General features: G+C 46.5%; 13 protein-coding genes. 6 read left to right on the top strand and 7 right to left on the bottom strand.

The window, feature by feature from the left end; all coding sequences use genetic code 11:
* Nucleotides 1–38: 38 nt before the first annotated feature.
* From QZT80_RS26640 to QZT80_RS26620, 5 genes are read right to left on the bottom strand one after another with little or no spacing between them, the layout of a single operon-like run.
* Complete coding sequence (locus tag QZT80_RS26640; RefSeq protein WP_295129438.1) at nucleotides 39–1,463, bottom strand: hypothetical protein; 1,425 nt, start codon at nucleotides 1,461–1,463, stop codon at nucleotides 39–41.
* Nucleotides 1,460–3,481 carry a DUF4175 family protein gene (locus QZT80_RS26635; protein WP_295129436.1) on the bottom strand — a complete coding sequence of 674 codons (2,022 nt, stop codon included), beginning with the start codon at nucleotides 3,479–3,481 and terminating at the stop codon, nucleotides 1,460–1,462. The genes QZT80_RS26640 and QZT80_RS26635 overlap by 4 nt, the downstream gene beginning before the upstream one ends.
* On the bottom strand, nucleotides 3,474–4,805 hold the full coding sequence (locus QZT80_RS26630) for a BatA domain-containing protein (protein WP_295129434.1): 1,332 nt from the start codon (nucleotides 4,803–4,805) through the stop codon (nucleotides 3,474–3,476). The genes QZT80_RS26635 and QZT80_RS26630 overlap by 8 nt, the downstream gene beginning before the upstream one ends.
* 13 nt (nucleotides 4,806–4,818) lie before the next feature.
* On the bottom strand, nucleotides 4,819–5,697 hold the full coding sequence (locus QZT80_RS26625; protein ID WP_295129432.1) for a DUF58 domain-containing protein: 879 nt from the start codon (nucleotides 5,695–5,697) through the stop codon (nucleotides 4,819–4,821).
* A 13-nt stretch (nucleotides 5,698–5,710) separates the two neighbouring features.
* Nucleotides 5,711–6,712 carry a MoxR family ATPase gene (locus tag QZT80_RS26620; RefSeq protein WP_295129430.1) on the bottom strand — a complete coding sequence of 334 codons (1,002 nt, stop codon included), beginning with the start codon at nucleotides 6,710–6,712 and terminating at the stop codon, nucleotides 5,711–5,713.
* Nucleotides 6,713–6,838: 126 nt separating this feature from the next.
* On the opposite strand from QZT80_RS26620, the gene QZT80_RS26615 reads away from it, so the two are divergent.
* The 5 genes from QZT80_RS26615 (at nucleotide 6,839) to QZT80_RS26595 (ending at nucleotide 13,273) form a co-directional block, all read left to right on the top strand.
* Entirely contained in the window at nucleotides 6,839–7,462 is a 624-nt protein-coding gene (locus QZT80_RS26615) for a DUF4159 domain-containing protein (protein WP_295129428.1), read from the top strand.
* A gap of 245 nt (nucleotides 7,463–7,707) precedes the next feature.
* Nucleotides 7,708–10,227 (top strand): DPP IV N-terminal domain-containing protein, encoded by a 2,520-nt coding sequence (locus tag QZT80_RS26610; protein WP_295129426.1) that lies wholly within the window; start codon nucleotides 7,708–7,710, stop codon nucleotides 10,225–10,227.
* Nucleotides 10,228–10,369: 142 nt separating this feature from the next.
* Nucleotides 10,370–10,765 (top strand): BlaI/MecI/CopY family transcriptional regulator, encoded by a 396-nt coding sequence (locus QZT80_RS26605; protein ID WP_295129424.1) that lies wholly within the window; start codon nucleotides 10,370–10,372, stop codon nucleotides 10,763–10,765.
* Nucleotides 10,766–10,776: 11 nt separating this feature from the next.
* Complete coding sequence (locus QZT80_RS26600) at nucleotides 10,777–12,492, top strand: M56 family metallopeptidase (protein ID WP_295129422.1); 1,716 nt, start codon at nucleotides 10,777–10,779, stop codon at nucleotides 12,490–12,492.
* A gap of 175 nt (nucleotides 12,493–12,667) precedes the next feature.
* On the top strand, nucleotides 12,668–13,273 hold the full coding sequence (locus QZT80_RS26595) for a hypothetical protein (protein ID WP_295129420.1): 606 nt from the start codon (nucleotides 12,668–12,670) through the stop codon (nucleotides 13,271–13,273).
* A 41-nt stretch (nucleotides 13,274–13,314) separates the two neighbouring features.
* Here the strand turns inward: QZT80_RS26595 and QZT80_RS26590 are convergent, their stop codons facing one another.
* A complete protein-coding gene (locus QZT80_RS26590; protein ID WP_295129418.1) occupies nucleotides 13,315–14,550 on the bottom strand; it encodes a DEAD/DEAH box helicase in 1,236 nt (411 codons plus the stop codon).
* Between the two features lie 896 nt (nucleotides 14,551–15,446).
* On the opposite strand from QZT80_RS26590, the gene QZT80_RS26585 reads away from it, so the two are divergent.
* Nucleotides 15,447–15,791 (top strand): hypothetical protein, encoded by a 345-nt coding sequence (locus QZT80_RS26585; protein ID WP_295129416.1) that lies wholly within the window; start codon nucleotides 15,447–15,449, stop codon nucleotides 15,789–15,791.
* 35 nt (nucleotides 15,792–15,826) lie between these two features.
* Here QZT80_RS26585 and QZT80_RS26580 read toward each other — a convergent pair whose 3' ends face one another.
* Entirely contained in the window at nucleotides 15,827–17,167 is a 1,341-nt protein-coding gene (locus QZT80_RS26580; RefSeq protein WP_295129415.1) for a RagB/SusD family nutrient uptake outer membrane protein, read from the bottom strand.
* Nucleotides 17,168–17,175: the final 8 nt, after the last annotated feature.

Here is a 17,175-nt window from a genome sequence, read left to right as displayed (position 1 = left end):
AATTTAAAAAATATTCAGAGAATGTTTGTTCCCATTTATCACAATTTCCGCTCTATCCACAAAAAAGCCAGGCCGCCAAGTAATGGTATGATCAGCCACCATTCGTACCGGGTCTGTTTACGGGCAATATCTGTTGCCGCAATAACATGAGCAGCAGGCATTTGCTTCCAATCGTCCTTTCCAAAGATGTATAGCCATTGTTCAGAATGAGCTGATCTAAACAACTTCCACCCTTTTTCCCGTGGCCAGTATTTGCCATCCCAACTGCCCGCCCTTAAAGGATGGCCAGCCGGCGCAATCGCCACATCATCCTGCAAAATCCGCGGAATTTCATCAAAACCGCTTTGTAGCGTGACGGTTAAATGTTCATCTGCACGCGTAATGAAGGGCGAAAAACGCCATTGCTCTGCCGGTTTTACAGACCTTGACAAGTGTTGTAATACCAAATTCCAATATTGCTCGTACGACTTTTCCTGCCCGTTAAGTAACCAGCTGTATGTATGATGCAGGCTCGTATGCACCACGCGGCCCTGCCCCTGCAGGTTAACCACAGTATATACACGGCCGGCACTGTCCTTAGCCAGCGGCAACGCATTTTTATCCCGCACCACCGCTAAAGGATCCTGTGGTAATGCCGCCAGGGAAGCATGGCTCCCCAACAACTGCAGTTTGACTGATCCCGCACGGTGACCAGCGCTATCGGTTTTCAGCAGCAGGCCAAGCCCCTCCTGCCGCACCCTGCGATCTGCCTGCACTTTTTCGCCGCCTGTCATCGCATCTTTATCCGCTATCACCACGTCGAAAGTTGCTATGTCCAGCGGTTTTTCAGGCAGGTTCAGGAAACGGGTGACGTATTGATCGCGGCTTACCCGGCTTCTGGCGGCTACAGGGTAGCCATGCTGCCCCAACCAGTCGGCAAGGAAACGATCTTCAAAGTCGGGGGATGACGATAGCAGCAATATCTTCAGAGGCACGGGTTCCTGTACAATCAAGGGGACTGGCTCGCTCATTTGCTCATCATCACCCCTGATCACTTTTATCCTGTAAACGGCCCTGCCTTTGTGGCCGGGCACTGCCTGTAAACGGAAAGGCAAATTGCCTGTTCCATCAAGTGTTACGCTATCCATATCGGTATCGAACCCAGACAGCAACAGCTTTACTGGCTTTTCAGAAGTCTTGCGGAATACTCCGTCCAACGTCAGCGATTCGCCGGATGAAATTTGTAATGGCCAGTAACAATCGATAATACCATCTTCCGGTTTCGATGCTGTTGCTGATTTGGCTGGCACCTGCCGCTCAGTTATCGCGGGAAAAGCCAGCCATACAAGACTCACCACCACTATCACCGTAGCAATAACGCGCGCGGCTAACCTCCCTTTCTGAGGTCTTCGTATTTCCCGCCATAACAGTAATACTGATAATAGTAGCGCTATAATTGGTATGATGTAAGTCCAACCCGTCATTGTTTTTTGTTTTGAAGGTTGGAAAAATACAGCGCTGATAATGCTCCGGATCTGCCTGGGGTAAGTACAGGCAATAACGGCGCCTGTTCATTCATGCGTTGCAGCCCGCGCTGAGCAGCATTAATATCCTTTTCAAGGACCTGGCCTGCATTGATCTTTTTCAATGCCTCCAGCGCAGGAAGGTAAACGGATGGTTCCATCGCAGCTTTATTGGCCACCAGTAACGTAACTTCCTGAAGTAAAACCGCATCTGGTTTTCCTCCCGACTTCAACAATTCAAGTGCTGCCAGCGCTTTTGGAATGGGCGTTTCAGCAGGTGTTGTATTTCTTTGCAAACGTGCCGGATCAATTTTATCCTGTGCGCCTGTTAATCTCTTTTCGGGTTTGAGCGGGGTGGTTTTAGTTCCTGTTTTCCCAACATAAGCGCGCGATTTCTGTTGAAGGTCTTTTAACAAACGAAGTGCTCTGTACTCGAACGGCAGCGCCTCCCGGGGTTTAGCAAGCCTCAGTTGCAACTCCGCCTTCCACATTTCATTCAATACAGCCTTTAATTGTTGTTTAACGGCCGGTTCAAAAAATGTCGCATCTTCTGCGTTATCGTGTTGGTGTGAAAATTCCTCCATTATTGCCTTAGCATCACCAAATGCGGGCGTTTCGTCGTGATCGTGGTCGTGATCTTCACCATAAGTTTCCGACTCTTCGCCCAGGAACTTACCATAACGCAGGCGCAGCAGCTTCTGATCGGTCCCCAGTTCATTGCTATGATCTTTAAACCTGGTGATGGTGATAGTATCTTTTTCGCGTAACAGCTGTTCCGTTTCGATGATGATCTGGCGCTGACTGCGGAAGTACTCCGGTTTAATGTTCACGCCTGCGATCATGCCATCGAACGACATTAGTTCTGTGGTATCGGCGAGGGTAACTATCTGTATATCCGATCGACTCTCCTGTCCGCGAGTATCTGTAGCACGCAGGTAGAAATAAAGTTCGTCGCCTGGCTGCATGTGCAGGGCGGCAAGATCGAGGGTACGCATCAACTGATAGCTGTTACGTTTAGCGGCAAAATCGGCGGGAAACGATAACTGTTCTTCTCTGAACTTTACGCCCTCTCCACTCCCGCTGGCAATGGTAGCATAAACTACGGCGCTACTGATTCCGTAATCATCCGTAACAGCAGCCTGTAACGGCAATTTCAGCGATTCGCCGTATTCCAGTGCTACAAATGGTTTGGGGGCCGACACGCTTACTACGGGCCGGCGGTCGTGTACAACATTCACGGCGTAAAACTCAGAACTGTTGCCGTCAAGCACAACCTGGTAAAAGCCATTTTTGCTGATGCGCCGCGCTGCGCGCCAAACACCGTCGTTATTTTTGAGGTTCACCAAACTCGAATCATTAAACCGCAATTCGACAGACTTCCCTTCGCTCGTAATCTCCCAGGTAACCAGCGCATCTTCTTCCCCCGTAATATTCAGCGATGCCTGTTCCTTAGCGGAAACGCCTGTATAAGCGGGTGGCTCAATCCTTACTTTAACTGATGTAATTCCTGCCGGCAAAGGTTTTTCAAGAGATGCATTAATACCGGTTGTTATCCTTTCTTTCTTTTTTGCATCCACCCAAAAACTGCCAATAGCAAAAATGAATAATGCGCCCAGCAGCAGGAAGGCCGCTTGTTTTACATCCCGGTAAAACCGCCTGGGCAAGCTGACACTATCGATAACAGGCCTGATTTTATCTGCCTGCAAATGTTCCAGCAAATTGAGCGCACCGTCTTCTTTCAAAAATAAACCAGCACTGTTTTCCAGCTCTGGAAACTGTTGATTGAGGTAAATGGCTACATCGCCGGGGCGAAGCTGCCAGGGCCTATATAACAGTAACAACAGCGCAAAAAGTGATATAAATACAAGTACCCCGATAGTTATTGAGAAAATCGCAACCAGTAGCGATAGACCCAACGAAAGCAGCAAATACAACAACACCTGCTTACGCACCCATTTATTCCTGATCTGCTCAATCATGCGCCACCTCCTTCTTTTTACGAAGCGACAACCATCTTTCCAACCCAAAAACAAGGAATAACAATAACCAACAGTGCTTTGCCAGCGGCAATTGTGTATAGTGGTTCGTGGTTGAAAGTTCTCCCCTTACAGGTAGCAATTGTTGCGGATCTATAGCACGTTTGTCATGCAAAGCATCATCCTGCGGCATCAGCAAATCCAGCAGCATGCCCGGAAACGCATCATCCCAAACTAAACTGGTATAAGTGGGATTAAAATGGCTGTAGAAGATATATTCATTGCCCCGATGACCGAGCAGCACGCCGCTCGCGTATTTCCAATCGGCGGTGATTGTATCGGTACTCGTATTTTTTTTATATAGGTGGATGGGGGTATTACCGATTGTAGTATTTACCTGCCTTACCTCTCCTGTATCGTATCGTAATAATTTCTTAAAACCTGGTGGGACAGGCTTCTCCGACAACCAAAACACCCAATCAGACAAAGCATTATTTGTTTCCGTCCAGTTCTCAATGACCACATCCCTGCCAAGGTATTGCCGGATGGCCAGCAAAGCGGCTTCGAGGTAAGCGGCATCATCCTTATAAAGATCAGTGTAGATGGCCAGGCGCAGGGGCCTGGCATCTTTGCCCTTAATATCTTCCAAATTGTAGCGGGTAGCGGCCGGTGAACTCTCCCCCTTTATCAATCGCGTACTGTCCTTATCCATCGCATAACGCAGCGCTTCCCAACGCACTACAGAATCGGCCGGTATATAAGTATGCCAGTGCAGGTCCAGCGCTGTTGCCGGGCGGGCACCTTTTACTTTATCCAGGCGTGCGGGTGTAAAAAGATGGATCGTATAGGAGGATGGTAGTTCTAACTGCAATTGCTGTAAAAGCTGCCAGTAGCCCGAGCTGTCAGGCAGGCGTTCGCTACTCAGCTCGCTGAGCTTTGCTTCTTCAAATCCCGTATCGAAATAATGTAACTCATGCCCCTGGCTTAACAACGAATCTACCTGCGGTTTGAAGTGTTGATAGGTAATATCGGCATCGTGCCCCGGTATCATTACCCAGCCTTTACCTTTATCAGCAGTCATCAGGTTTTCCCAAACCGGTTGCGCCAGCAAACAGGCAAGCAACAGGATAAAAAGACAGCGAAGCAACAGCAGCAACAACTCCGTAAGATTAAAACTCCGTGCATGTTTGATGGAAGACGCCTGCAACAGCATAATACTTCCCACCCGCAACACCTTACCTGGCTTACGTTGCCACAAATGAATGATCACAGGAATAATAACTCCTGCCGTTAAAGTCAGCCATATGGGTTGTAAAAACTGAAGCAAACTATTTTTTATTTTATCTAACCTTGTTACGCTGATTCAAAAAATCGCGTAAGGCCTGATCTAAAGGTTCATTAATTACGATCTGCCGGTAATAAATATGTTTATCCAGCATCTGCCGTTGTATACCCGCCAGCCATTGCCGCAACCGTTCCTTGTAACCGGCGTCGTTCCTGTTGTCAATTTCCACCACCTCTCCTGTTTCCAGGTCTTCCACCGCTGTATAACCTTCGTAATTCTTCTCCAGCTCGTTGCGTGCTGTTAAATGAAATACGATCAGTTCGTGCCGCATGGCACTCAGCGTATCCAGCAAAGCGGTAATCTCTCCATGCTGGTAAAAGTCGCTGACGAATACGGTAAGCTGCCGTGTATGTGCGCCTGAAAAGAGATCGCGGTATTGTTGTGGCCCGGTAAACGTTCCGCCGGGTTGCATTTGTTCAAGCTGATAATAAAAGCGCGCCATGTGCTGCGATTCTTTGCGCGCCGCCAGCGAAAACAGCTGGCCCTGCGATAATACGCCCAGCCCTGTAGCATCGCCCTGCAGGTGCGCCAGGTAACCCAGCGAGGCGGTCAGGTAGCGCGCATATTCCATTTTGCTGATACCATCATCGGTATGCGCCATCGAATTACTGGCGTCTACCAGGAAACGTACGGTAATACCTGTTTCCATCTCTGACTCACGGATGTAATAGCGGTCGGACCGGGCGTACATTTTCCAGTCGAGCGAACGGAGATCGTCGCCTGGCTGATAACTCCTGTACTGGCTGAACTCCATACCACTGCCCTTCAGTTTACCCGGGTGCATACCCGCTAAAAGTCCGTCCACCATGGTTTTAGCAGCCAGGCGAAGGTCTTTTACAGACAGTAGTACTTTTGGATCAAGTAAACGGCTCATATTGGCAGGCGTATCAGGACAAAGGTGTTTTCGTTCTTGCGATTTCTTTCAACAGTGTGTCTGTTACCTCTTGCGGCGTTATTTGTTCCGCTTCTGCACGGAAGTTCATCAGTATACGGTGCCGCAATACAGGATAGGCCATCTTCCTGATATCATCCATCACTACTGCATAACGCCCCTGCAGTAACGCATGGGCTTTGGCAGTAAGTATCAGGGCCTGGCCCGCACGGGGCCCCGCCCCCCATCTTACCCACTCCTTAACATATGCCACTGTAGTGGTTTCGGGACGTGTAGCACGTATAAAACGGCTTACATAATGCACCAGCTCTTCATCAATGCTAACCTGCCTCACCAACTGCTGCAACTCAAGTATCTCCGCTGCGTTCAGCACCGGTTCCACTTTTTCTTTTCTGCTACCGGTAGTGTTACTCAGGATGTTTGTTTCCTCCTGTTCGCTGGGATAGCCGATTTTGATGTACAATAAAAACCTGTCCAGTTGCGCTTCAGGTAAAGGATAGGTGCCAGATTGCTCTATCGGGTTTTGTGTGGCGAGTATAAAAAATGGCCTGTCCAGCGCGTACGTTTGTCCGCCATAGGTTACCTCGAACTCCTGCATGGCTTCCAGCAAGGCCGACTGTGTTTTAGGCGGTGTACGGTTTATTTCGTCGGCCAGTATGATATTGGCGAACAGCGGGCCTTTGTTGAATTTGAAGAATCGTTTGCCGGTAACATGATCTTCTTCCAGCACTTCTGTACCAATAATGTCGGTAGGCATCAGGTCGGGGGTGAACTGGATGCGCCGGAAAGGAAGGTCCAGGGCTTGCGAAAGGGTACGTACCATCAGCGTTTTAGCGAGGCCGGGCACGCCTTCCAGCAAACAATGCCCTCCGGCCAGCAGGGCGGTAAGTATTTCGTCTACCACCACCTCCTGTCCCACAATAACTTTCGCAATCTCTTGTTTTAACCGGGGAAGCTTGCTAAGCAAAGGTTTGATCGTGTTTTCTGTAAGTCCCAAATTCGGGTCGTTTTAAATGATAATGGTTGAATAGGTTTCTTTTTCTCACTGTATTGCAGGAAAATAGAAATAAAAAGAAGAAATTTAGAAAAAAATCTACCGGCGGCACAGGCCCATGATAAACGCATGCAAAGAGGTAATTTCACATTTGTTAGGTTGCGCTACCGCTCGGGCGACTGGGATACAGACCAGCGTATGCCCTCCAATATCCTGAACTCGCTTATCGAATATACGACCATCCCGGTTAATATGCAGGAAGTAGTCGTAGACCTCGCAAGCGATGAGTTATTCAACTATCCTTTCTGCTACCTCAGCGGCCACAAGCTGGTGCAGTTCGACACCCGCGAAGCCGCGAACTTTAAGAAGTATGTACAAAACGGGGGCTTTGTTTTTGTGGATGACTGCAACCATGATATCGACGGCCTCTTCGCCAAATCGTTCGAAACGCAGATGCACAAACTGTTTGGCGCAACATCTTTAAAAAAGATCCCCAATAACCATCATATCTATAACTCCTTCTTCAAATTTGAAAAAGGACCACCTACCACCAATTTCGAACTCAATGGCTGGGGCGACGACCTCGTGCACGATTACCTGAAAGCTATTGAGATTAAAGGACGTATAGGCGTTTTGTACAGTAATAAGGACTACGGCTGCGAGTGGGACTACGATTTCCGTAATAAACGATTCCTGGCGGAGGACAATACAAAGTTTGGAGTAAACATCGTCGTATACGCTATGGGAGGTTAAGGCCGTACCATTTCCTTAAAATATTACCCGCCAACCGGCAATACCGGCTATCAACCGGTCATACTGCTTTTTCCTTTTTAACTGGTTCGAAGAGGCGAAAATTACTATTTTGTGTCCCATCCAAACCCTTACTGGCAGCGGATTAACAAAAATTGTCCATTTCTTAACCACAAATATCCCTGGGTATTTCTACGGCCATTACACCGCGGAGCATCCTTTCATATCTTACCAAAATCACTTGTTGAATGAAAAAAGTATTATTGTTTTCTTTTCTCCTGTTGAGTATGCAGCTGGTGATGGCGCAGGCCCAGCCCGCCACCAAGGCCAATTACCAACTGGCATCGAGGTTTTCGCCTAAAAAACTGGCGAAAATGGCCTTTTCTACTTCCGTAAGCCCGCACTGGTTCAAGAAATCGGACCGTTTCTGGTATGTATATGAAACTACCAGCGGCAGGAAATGGTACATCGTAGATCCCGCAAAGAGAGAGAAGAAGGATATGTTCGATAATGACAAACTGGCCGCAGAACTCACGATGATCGTAAAAGATCCGTTTGATGCGCAGCACCTCACCATCGACAGTCTCCGCCTCACAGAAAGTGAGAACGGGATGAGGTTCGAAGTAAAAAGTACGATGGACGAAGACCGGAAAGACACTACCGTTCGCCGCGGCCAGCCTACTCCGCGTGGCAAAAAAACCTTCTACTTCGAATATACCTTCGCCAGCGGTAAACTCATCGAACTAAAAGACTTTAAAAAACCTGCACGCCGCCCCAATTGGGCATCCATTTCGCCAGACAGCTCCACTGTTGTTTTCGCAAGAAACTACAACCTGTACAAAATGGATAAGGATAACTATGTGAAAGCGCTGAAAAATGAAAGCGATACCACCATCGTGGAAACGCAGATCACGAAAGATGGTATTGAGTTCTTTGCATATGGAGGCGGAGAAAAAGATGAAGATAATGGACATGGCGTAAGCGACAGTGCCAAGGCAAAACCTAAGCGCAGAGCAGCTTACGTGTTATGGTCGCCCGACAGCAAACAGTTTGCAATGGTACGTTCAGACACCCGCAAACTGAAAGAAATGTGGGTGATAAATAGCATTGCCGATCCGCGCCCCACCTTAAAAACATATAAATACCAGCTGCCGGGCGAAAAAGAGGCACCTGAAGAGTACGTGCTGTTGTTTGATGCCGCTACCGGTAACCATAAAACACTCGGCGTGTCCGCCTTTAAAAACCAGGACGTATCCATATCTGCTGCCAGCTTTAAACAAAGCGAAAGAGATGACGACTGGAGGCCGCTAACCTGGTTGGGAACAAAGGACAAGTTCTATCTTACCCGCACAAGCCGGGATCTGAAGCGCATAGACATTATGAGTGTAGACGTAACTACAGGCGCCGCCAAAGTGTTGATCGAAGAAAGGATGAACACGTACGTGGAAACCCGAAAAGTCGGACTGGTAGCAGATGGGAAAGAATTGATACAATGGAGCGAGAGAGATGGCTGGGGCCACTTCTACCTGTATAATGGCGATGGCACTTTAAAAAACCAGATCACGTCAGGCCCGTTTCATTGCGAGGATATCGTAGGGATTGATGAGAAGAAACGCGTACTGTATTTCTCTGCTAACGGTCGTGAAGCCAAAGAAGATCCTTACTACCTGCACCTCTACAAAGTTAACTTTGATGGTAGCGGTCTTACATTGCTTAACAGTGGCGATTTCGACCATACCATGAGCCTGAACGATAACAGTACCTTCTTTGTAGACAACTACTCCCGCGTAAACACCATTCCCAAATCCACACTATACAGCGCCGATGGCCGTAAAGTAATGGATCTCGAAACCGCGGACCTTAAACAACTGTTCGCAGCCGGTTACAAATTCCCGGAAACGTTTGTAGTAAAGGCAGATGATGGAATTACCGACATCTACGGAGTGATGTATAAGCCTTACGATTTCGACAGCACCAAAAAGTACCCGGTGGTAGCTTACGTATATCCAGGCCCGCAAACAGAGGCAGTACTGAAGGCCTTTAGCAAAGGAGCCGACCGTACCGACCGCCTCGCGCAAATCGGTGTAATCGTCGTAACAATGGGTAACAGGGGCGGCAACCCAAGCCGTTCAAAATGGTATCACAATTACGGATACGGCAACCTGCGCGATTACGGCCTTGCAGATAAAAAAGCGGCGATCGAGCAACTGGCCGACCGCTTCTCCTACATCGACATCAATCGCGTTGGTATCCATGGCCACTCTGGTGGCGGGTTTATGTCTACCGCAGCTATGCTTGTATATCCCGACTTTTTTAAAGCAGCCGTATCCTCTTCGGGTAACCACGACAACAGCATTTACAATCGCTGGTGGAGTGAGAAACACCATGGCGTAAAAGAAATTGTCGGTGATAAAGGCGATACCAGCTTTGTATACAACATCGATAAAAACCCTGACCTGGCAAAGAACCTGAAAGGTCACCTGATGCTCACTACCGGTGATGTGGACGATAACGTGAACCCGGCCAATACCATCCGCGTTATCAACGCACTGATAAGGGCGAACAAACGTTTTGATATCATGCTGCTGCCCGGGCAGGCGCACGCCTACGGCGATATGCAGGAATGGTTCTTCTGGGGCCTTGCAGACTATTACAGCAAATGGTTGCTGGGCGACTTCTCACAACCGGTAGATATTATGGAAATGAACAGGGAGGTTGAACAGAAAGGCAGTGCAGCACCACGCACCACTATGGGAGGAAGAAGATAATATATTATTGATACAGAATTAGTAGTCCCGGAGCCCGAAGCTCCGGGATTCTTTTTTATGGTGAGAGTCATAAATATTGCTCCCACTCAACCAATGCTAAGATAAAAAGTTTTTCGTACGAAATATTTCCTACCTTTAATTTATGAAGAAAGAAAACCAGGAATTACAGGAGCCTACCCGTTCCGAACTGGAGATACTGCAGGTACTCTGGAAGTACGGCCCCTCTACCGTACGCACGGTAAATGATAAGCTGAACGAGGAGAAACGGGAAGTACAATACACCTCTACGTTGAAACTGATGCAGATAATGGTGGAGAAAGGCCTGCTCGTACGCGATGAAAGCCAGATGAAACACGTGTACAGTCCCGCCACAGAGGAAAGCAAAACCAAGAGCTTTTTGCTGGATAAGTTCGTGGACACCATGTATAACGGCTCGCCCAGCAGCCTGATGATGCAACTGCTCGGTAATAAAAAAACATCGAAGAAAGAACTGGAAGCGATTAAGGAACTGTTGAAGAAAATGGATAAAGGAAAATAAATCTTTTGCTCATGCACCTCCTTGAACAATGGTTACAAAACAGCACAGTAACCGCCATTGGCTGGACATTACTGCACTCGCTCTGGCAGGGGGCCATCGCCGCCGCTGCCACAGGAATCATCATCCTGCGTACACGCCGCTCCTCTGCCCTGCTGCGTTACAACCTTATTAGCGGCGTGGCAGTTGTGTTTTTGCTGGGTAGTCTTTTTACCCTATTCATCCAACTTACAGCCGCCAGTTCCACAACCGGCAGCACCAATGCGGCCGCCGCCGCTGTATGCCCTCCCGAACCAGGCATGGGCGGCACACTTAGCATACTCTTTAATCAATATGCGGGCTGGATGGTGATGGCATGGGGTACGATATTCTTTTTCAGGATCTGTGGCATGGCCGGCAGCTTAGCTTACATTCGCCGCCTTCGTAGTAAAGAAGCATCATTACCGTCTAACGAATGGCGCAACCGCTTTTACGATATTAAACACGACATGGGCATAAAAAAGGTAGTGAGATTGATGGAGTCGCGGCTGGTAAACGTACCGTTGACTGTTGGTATACTAAAACCTATTGTGCTGATGCCGCTCGGACTACTAGGCAATTTGCCTGTGGCTGAATTGGAAACTATACTGGTGCATGAACTGGCACATATCCGCAGAAACGATTACCTCGTTAATCTCATCCAACAGGTAACCGTTACCATCTTTTTCTTCAACCCTGCCCTGCTTTGGATTTCGGCCCTGCTAAAGGAAGAAAGGGAGGCCTGCTGCGACGAAATTGTAATTCAACATACACAACGAAAGGAAACCTATATGCAGGCGCTCGTTTCGTTCCAGGAATTTACGCTCACTCAAAACAAATACGCTATGACTTTAAAAAATCAGCAGGGAGCATTGTTCTCCCGCATTAAGCGCATGCTTACCAGCGAAAACGAGCAGTTGGGAAGTACAGGTAAACTGATGCTGCTGGCCGGCGCCATTACCATTACCGCACTTTGCTTTTTAAGTGCAACGCCGGTGGCCATAGCCGGGAAATGCGCTGCTCAGCCGGTACAGGATACCGCACCCGTTAAAAAGATAGTAATTATTGATACGGTAATTTCCCCTTCCAAAGCAGATAGAAAGAGTTTTAAGGCAAAAGAGGCCAGGGAAGCGCGCCCAACCAAAGTACACCGGGTAGAAAAAGTGATAATAGACACGGTATGGACGAAACAAAACACAACCACCTGGAAGAAACAAAAACCCACCACCTGGAAGAAACACGAAAAGTTTTCCCGCGACAGCTTACAGCATTACAAATCGCAGCAAACGCAGCATATATCCATTAAACACAACGTAAACGCTTCTCCTAAAGTCCACCGGGAGCAACATAAAATAAAAAACGTAAATGTGGACCTGAAGACGAATGTCAACGTCAACACCAAAGCTAATCTCCATACCAATATAGAGATCAGCAGGAAAAAGATGCAGTTACAAAAGAAACTAATGAGTACCGCTGCAAAATTTAAACAGGACGAAAGACGGATAACGCTAAATGAACGTCAGCTTAAACTTAAAAGCAGGTTAGTCGATCTGGATGCCAGGCAAAACAAGGTAAATCAAAAAGAAAAGAAATTGATGCTGGAAAAAGCGAAGAAACCCCTGGAATCAAGGGGAACTACACCACAATCCAGGAAAGCAAATAAGCCTTTACCAACCACAGATCCCCTGCCAGAAATAGAATCAATGCCATAAGCCAGTTACCAGGTCTTAGTTCCGGAAACGCTGCCAGCTGAACGAGGTAATGCAAAAATTACGGACGAATTGCTCTCCACATAAATTATTACATTTATGTGCTATATGTAGTCTGATTGGAATACTGCACTTTTGTTATAACCTGATATGATTTAAAGCAGGCACCATTTATCCTATGATCATCTACGGTTGGAAAAGTACTCATTTAAAACAGGAGCTGCTGGAGCAGGGCTGCCCCAGTTGCGGTAAGCAAAATACCGTAACGATGGCTGTGTTCCAGCGTTACGCGCATGTATTCTGGATTCCCCTTGTACCAATTGGCAAACAGGGTGTAAGTCGTTGCCAGCATTGTGGTGATACGCTCAATCACACCCAGATGCCCTCATCTCTTAAAAAAACCTATGGAGAGGTTAAAACCAGGTCTAAAGTTCCCGTGTGGACGTTCAGCGGGCTTGCCATTCTTTCGGGGCTTATTGTTGCCGGAGTAGTAAACGGCCGGCAGCAAACCGCCCGTAATGAGGCGATGATCGCGGCTCCTCATAAGGGTGATATCCTGGAAGTGAGAATTAAATCAGACAGTTATACTTTGTATAAGGTAGCAGACATCACACCCGACTCTGCCTACCTGCTGATGAACCAGTATGAAACTAATAAAATAAGCGGCTTATCTGCCATTAAAGGCAAAGGCCAGTCCGCCTTCCTGGCCACACCGGTAGGTTTTGGCAGGAAAGAACTGAAGTCCCTGTTTGACCAGGGAATGATTATAGATATTGAACGTTAGGCTACAATGTTTCGTGAATAGAAGAAGGAGTAGGCTTTTGCTTACTTCTTTTTTCGTTTTTTAGCCTTCATCTCCTTTTCATGCTCGTCGATGAGCAGTTGCCAGTTATCGTTAGGAATATCTTCGGAGAAACTGAGGGTTTCGCGGTATTCGCTATTGTCGATCTTCATAACCACTACCTTTTTACCTATATAGGTTTCGATAGCCTCCAGCAGCGGCTTTTCTTCCTCACTACAGAACGATACAGCCTGTCCGCGCTGAACGCCCCTGCCCGTACGTCCTACACGATGTACATAGTTTTCAGGAACATCCGGTAAATCGTAGTTTACTACGTAGTCTACGTTCGGGATATCGATACCTCTTGCATTTACATCGGTGGTAATCAGCAATTTCACATCACCCTTTTTAAACTCCTCCATTACCTGTAAACGGTCGGATTGCTCCTTACCGCCATGCATGGTAAGCGATTTGATACCAATACGTTCCATAGCAGCAAACACCCTTTCAGCCCGTACTTTCGTACGCACGAAGACCAGTATTTTACCTTCGGGGAATTCTTTCACCAGGCGTTCCAGGAAAAAGCGTTTATCGTCCATTTCCACGAAAGCCACCGCATGATTTACGTTTTTCGATACCGGGTCTTCCGGTGAAATCTGTATACGGATCGGGTTACGAACTACAGAATAAGCGAGGTCTTTAATGTCTTTATCGATGGTAGCGGAAAAGAATAAAGTCTGATGATCCCGCGGGATATGCTTCAGTACATCGCGGATATCGCGGATAAATCCGAGATCCAGCATATGGTCAGCCTCGTCCAGAATGAGGATATCAAGATTACTTAGGTCGATATGTTCCTGGTTGATGAGATCGAACATACGGCCCGGGGTGGCGATCATTACATCTACCCCTTTATCTAATTTCTTCACCTGTGAGGCCTGGTCTACCCCTCCGAAAAGGCCTAATATATTGAGCTTGGTATATTTTCCGAGGCTTTCAAACACTTCCGCGATCTGGATGGCCAGTTCGCGGGTGGGTACCATTACCAGGCAGCGTACTTCTTTGCGGCCTATACGTTTACGTTTTCGCTGCAGCATATGCAGTACGGGAATAGCGAAAGCGGCAGTTTTACCGGTACCGGTTTGAGCGATGGCAAGTACGTCGTCGCCGTTGAGAATAGAGGGAATAGCCTTAAACTGGATATCAGTTGGTCGTTTAAAACCAAGGTCTTCCAGGCTGCGTTTGATTTCCGGGGAAATATTGTATTGTTCGAATTTCATGAGTCAGTAGCGCTTTTTACAAGCTGCGAAAGCAGCGAAGGTACGATTTTAGGGCCATACTGGTGGAAGCTGTTGGCCGCGGCCCGTGTTTTGATTTTTACAATATAAAGAATTGACTATGGCAAAGCAGAGAAAGAAAAACAAGCTGGGCGTGAAAAATTCACTGGTTAACAACATTAACGCCCGTAAGAAGAAAGATAAATCGCGGAGCAAAAAAGCCGGTACCGTGAAGAAATGAAGACTATGATAAAATGAAAAAGAACGACTGGGACTAGCCATTCCTTCAAACTGTCATTACAATCAATTATAATATTACACAAAGATGTGCTTTATTAAACAAAAGTATTTATTACTTTTAGGTTAACTGGCTTAAGCCAAGCTTACTGGTATCATGTGAATTTTACAACGCAGCGAACGATTGTATCCAAACTATTAGTGACCTGGAGTTGCATTACAACCTCTTAATTTCCGATACTTTATAACTATTGGGTATATCTATACAATTAAGAGAAAGCGAATTATTATTAAAATTAACTGTGAATGTTCCAGAATAATAAAATTTTTGCTGTTTGCAATCTGTCCGGGGGGCTAATTACGTATGTCAACGTATATCCTTGCCCGGTAAATAGTGGCAGTGAATTACCATCGACCAATTCAAGTACATTTCCTCAAGCCGATCATGTTAAAAGCATTCTTCAAGATTCTCCTTTGAAGGATTTATTACTCACAAAACATAATATGCAATTTGTTAGTGGTACAGTGATCTATCATGCACCAAATCACCTGTCATGCCGATAGGTAGTTACTTATTCTTTTACTAACGATTAAATATCTCCAATGACCTGTATAGGAGATCGGCAAATTCATTTCTTTATTTTCAAAACCAATAGTATTTTATGAAAAAGCTCAGTTTAATAGTTGCACTGTTCGCAGTTGCATTAGGAACCTTATTTGTATTGAAAGCCAAGGCCGGCAAAAGTGTGAATGTCGTTGGATATTACGATTACACGGGAAACGAATTTGATGCCTTTGAGAGAATAGAGCCGTCAAATTATATATTTGCCGGATCGGCACCCGGCCAAACAGAACAATGCGCCGTAGGAAGCGAGGTACTTTGTGGAATCTATGTAAATGGTAATGGAACTAATCCTTACATCACTCCTAATTCTTCACTGGAAACCGCATTAGAAAATAACTCTTACTGGAACGGGGTTATTTATTATGCACCAATGGAACAATAATCTAAAATTGTCCGAAAGCTATACAGGTCAATTTTTCACGGTTGTTCTGTTAACTCCAAAATATACTGATTTGAGTTAGGTAATAGCTCGTATTGCTTATTATTTAGTTTCCGTACAATGGTATCCCGTAGGCCCTCTTCCAGGTTGAAACGTCTTAAATCGGACCATCTCGCGCTTCTGAACGCAAGTTCTTTTCTTCTTTCATCAATAATGAGTGCTAATGCGGCATATTTATCCCTGATTTCATAGGGCACGTAGGTATCTCGAGCATAGCGCTTGACCAGCAAAGCATTGATGTCGGCCATTGCGGCAGACAATTTATCAAGCCGCACGTTACATTCTGCACTTATTAAATACATCTCATCCACCGCCAACCCGTTAAAAAGAATGTCAGTTCTGGTTCCATTGTAGTTGCCCTTAAAGCGATGGCTGCCGTCTGCATTTCGTTGATAAAAAAGTTTACGCCTGAGATCGTCCCTTCCGTATAAAGCCAATAGTACGGTGTCCACTTTACAGATTGAAGGAAGCATTGGACTACTTCCCCTTATTACAGATTGAAACACTATTTCCGTGTTAGCCTGTGGTATAAATGGCACTGTGGCCAACGTGTCAAGGCTATTATAATCGAGCAAGTAATTATAATAACTTAAACTCGAGTCTGCAGACTGGGCAGCCAACTCATAATTGGCAGTGGCCAGGTAAACCTTAGCCAGCAAGGCCCAAACAGCAGCTCGGCTGGGTCGCGTATTAAAGACTTTTGTTTTGGGGAGAAGGCTTTGTGCTTCAAGACAATCTTTTATTATACGCTCGTAAGTTTCCTCTACTGATGCCCTAACTGAAGGAGCATTTATATCTGAAGCTACCCGTAATACGATCCCCTGATCATTTAACGTACGCGGAGAATATTGGGGAGCAAATAATTCCGCCAGATGATAGAAGCTATAAGATCTTAGAAACAGTGCCGATCCTTTAATCTGATTATACTCTTCCTTGTTGGCTTCTGTTCTCTTAATTTTCTGTAACTCCTCCAGCACAATATTGTGTTCAAAAATCTTTTTATAACAGTAATACCATTCATCGTCGCCTACCGCATCTTCTGACCAAATGTGGAGATTCTTGTCATTGGAGTTAATCATCGAACTCCAATCTGCCGATGTCAGGTAATAGTCATCGCCACCGATTTGGGCGGCAGCAGGATACTCCGCATTATGGGAACTATGGTCCAACAATTTCTGCAAATCGGCCAGGCCGCTAATCGTATTAAGATTGCTGTCCGGCGTAGCTTCCAGGAACCTGCTACAAGAGATGTTAACCGTTGTTACTATTAGTAGCACCAGCAGCAACCTTATCTTATCGTAATCATGAAAGTTGACCATTACAAATT

It is taken from the genome of uncultured Chitinophaga sp. (assembly GCF_902168175.1).
Taxonomy (GTDB): Bacteria; Bacteroidota; Bacteroidia; order Chitinophagales; family Chitinophagaceae; genus Chitinophaga.
The sequence above is the reverse complement of the archived record's forward strand: the minus strand, read 5'-3'. Positions and strand labels throughout refer to the sequence as shown.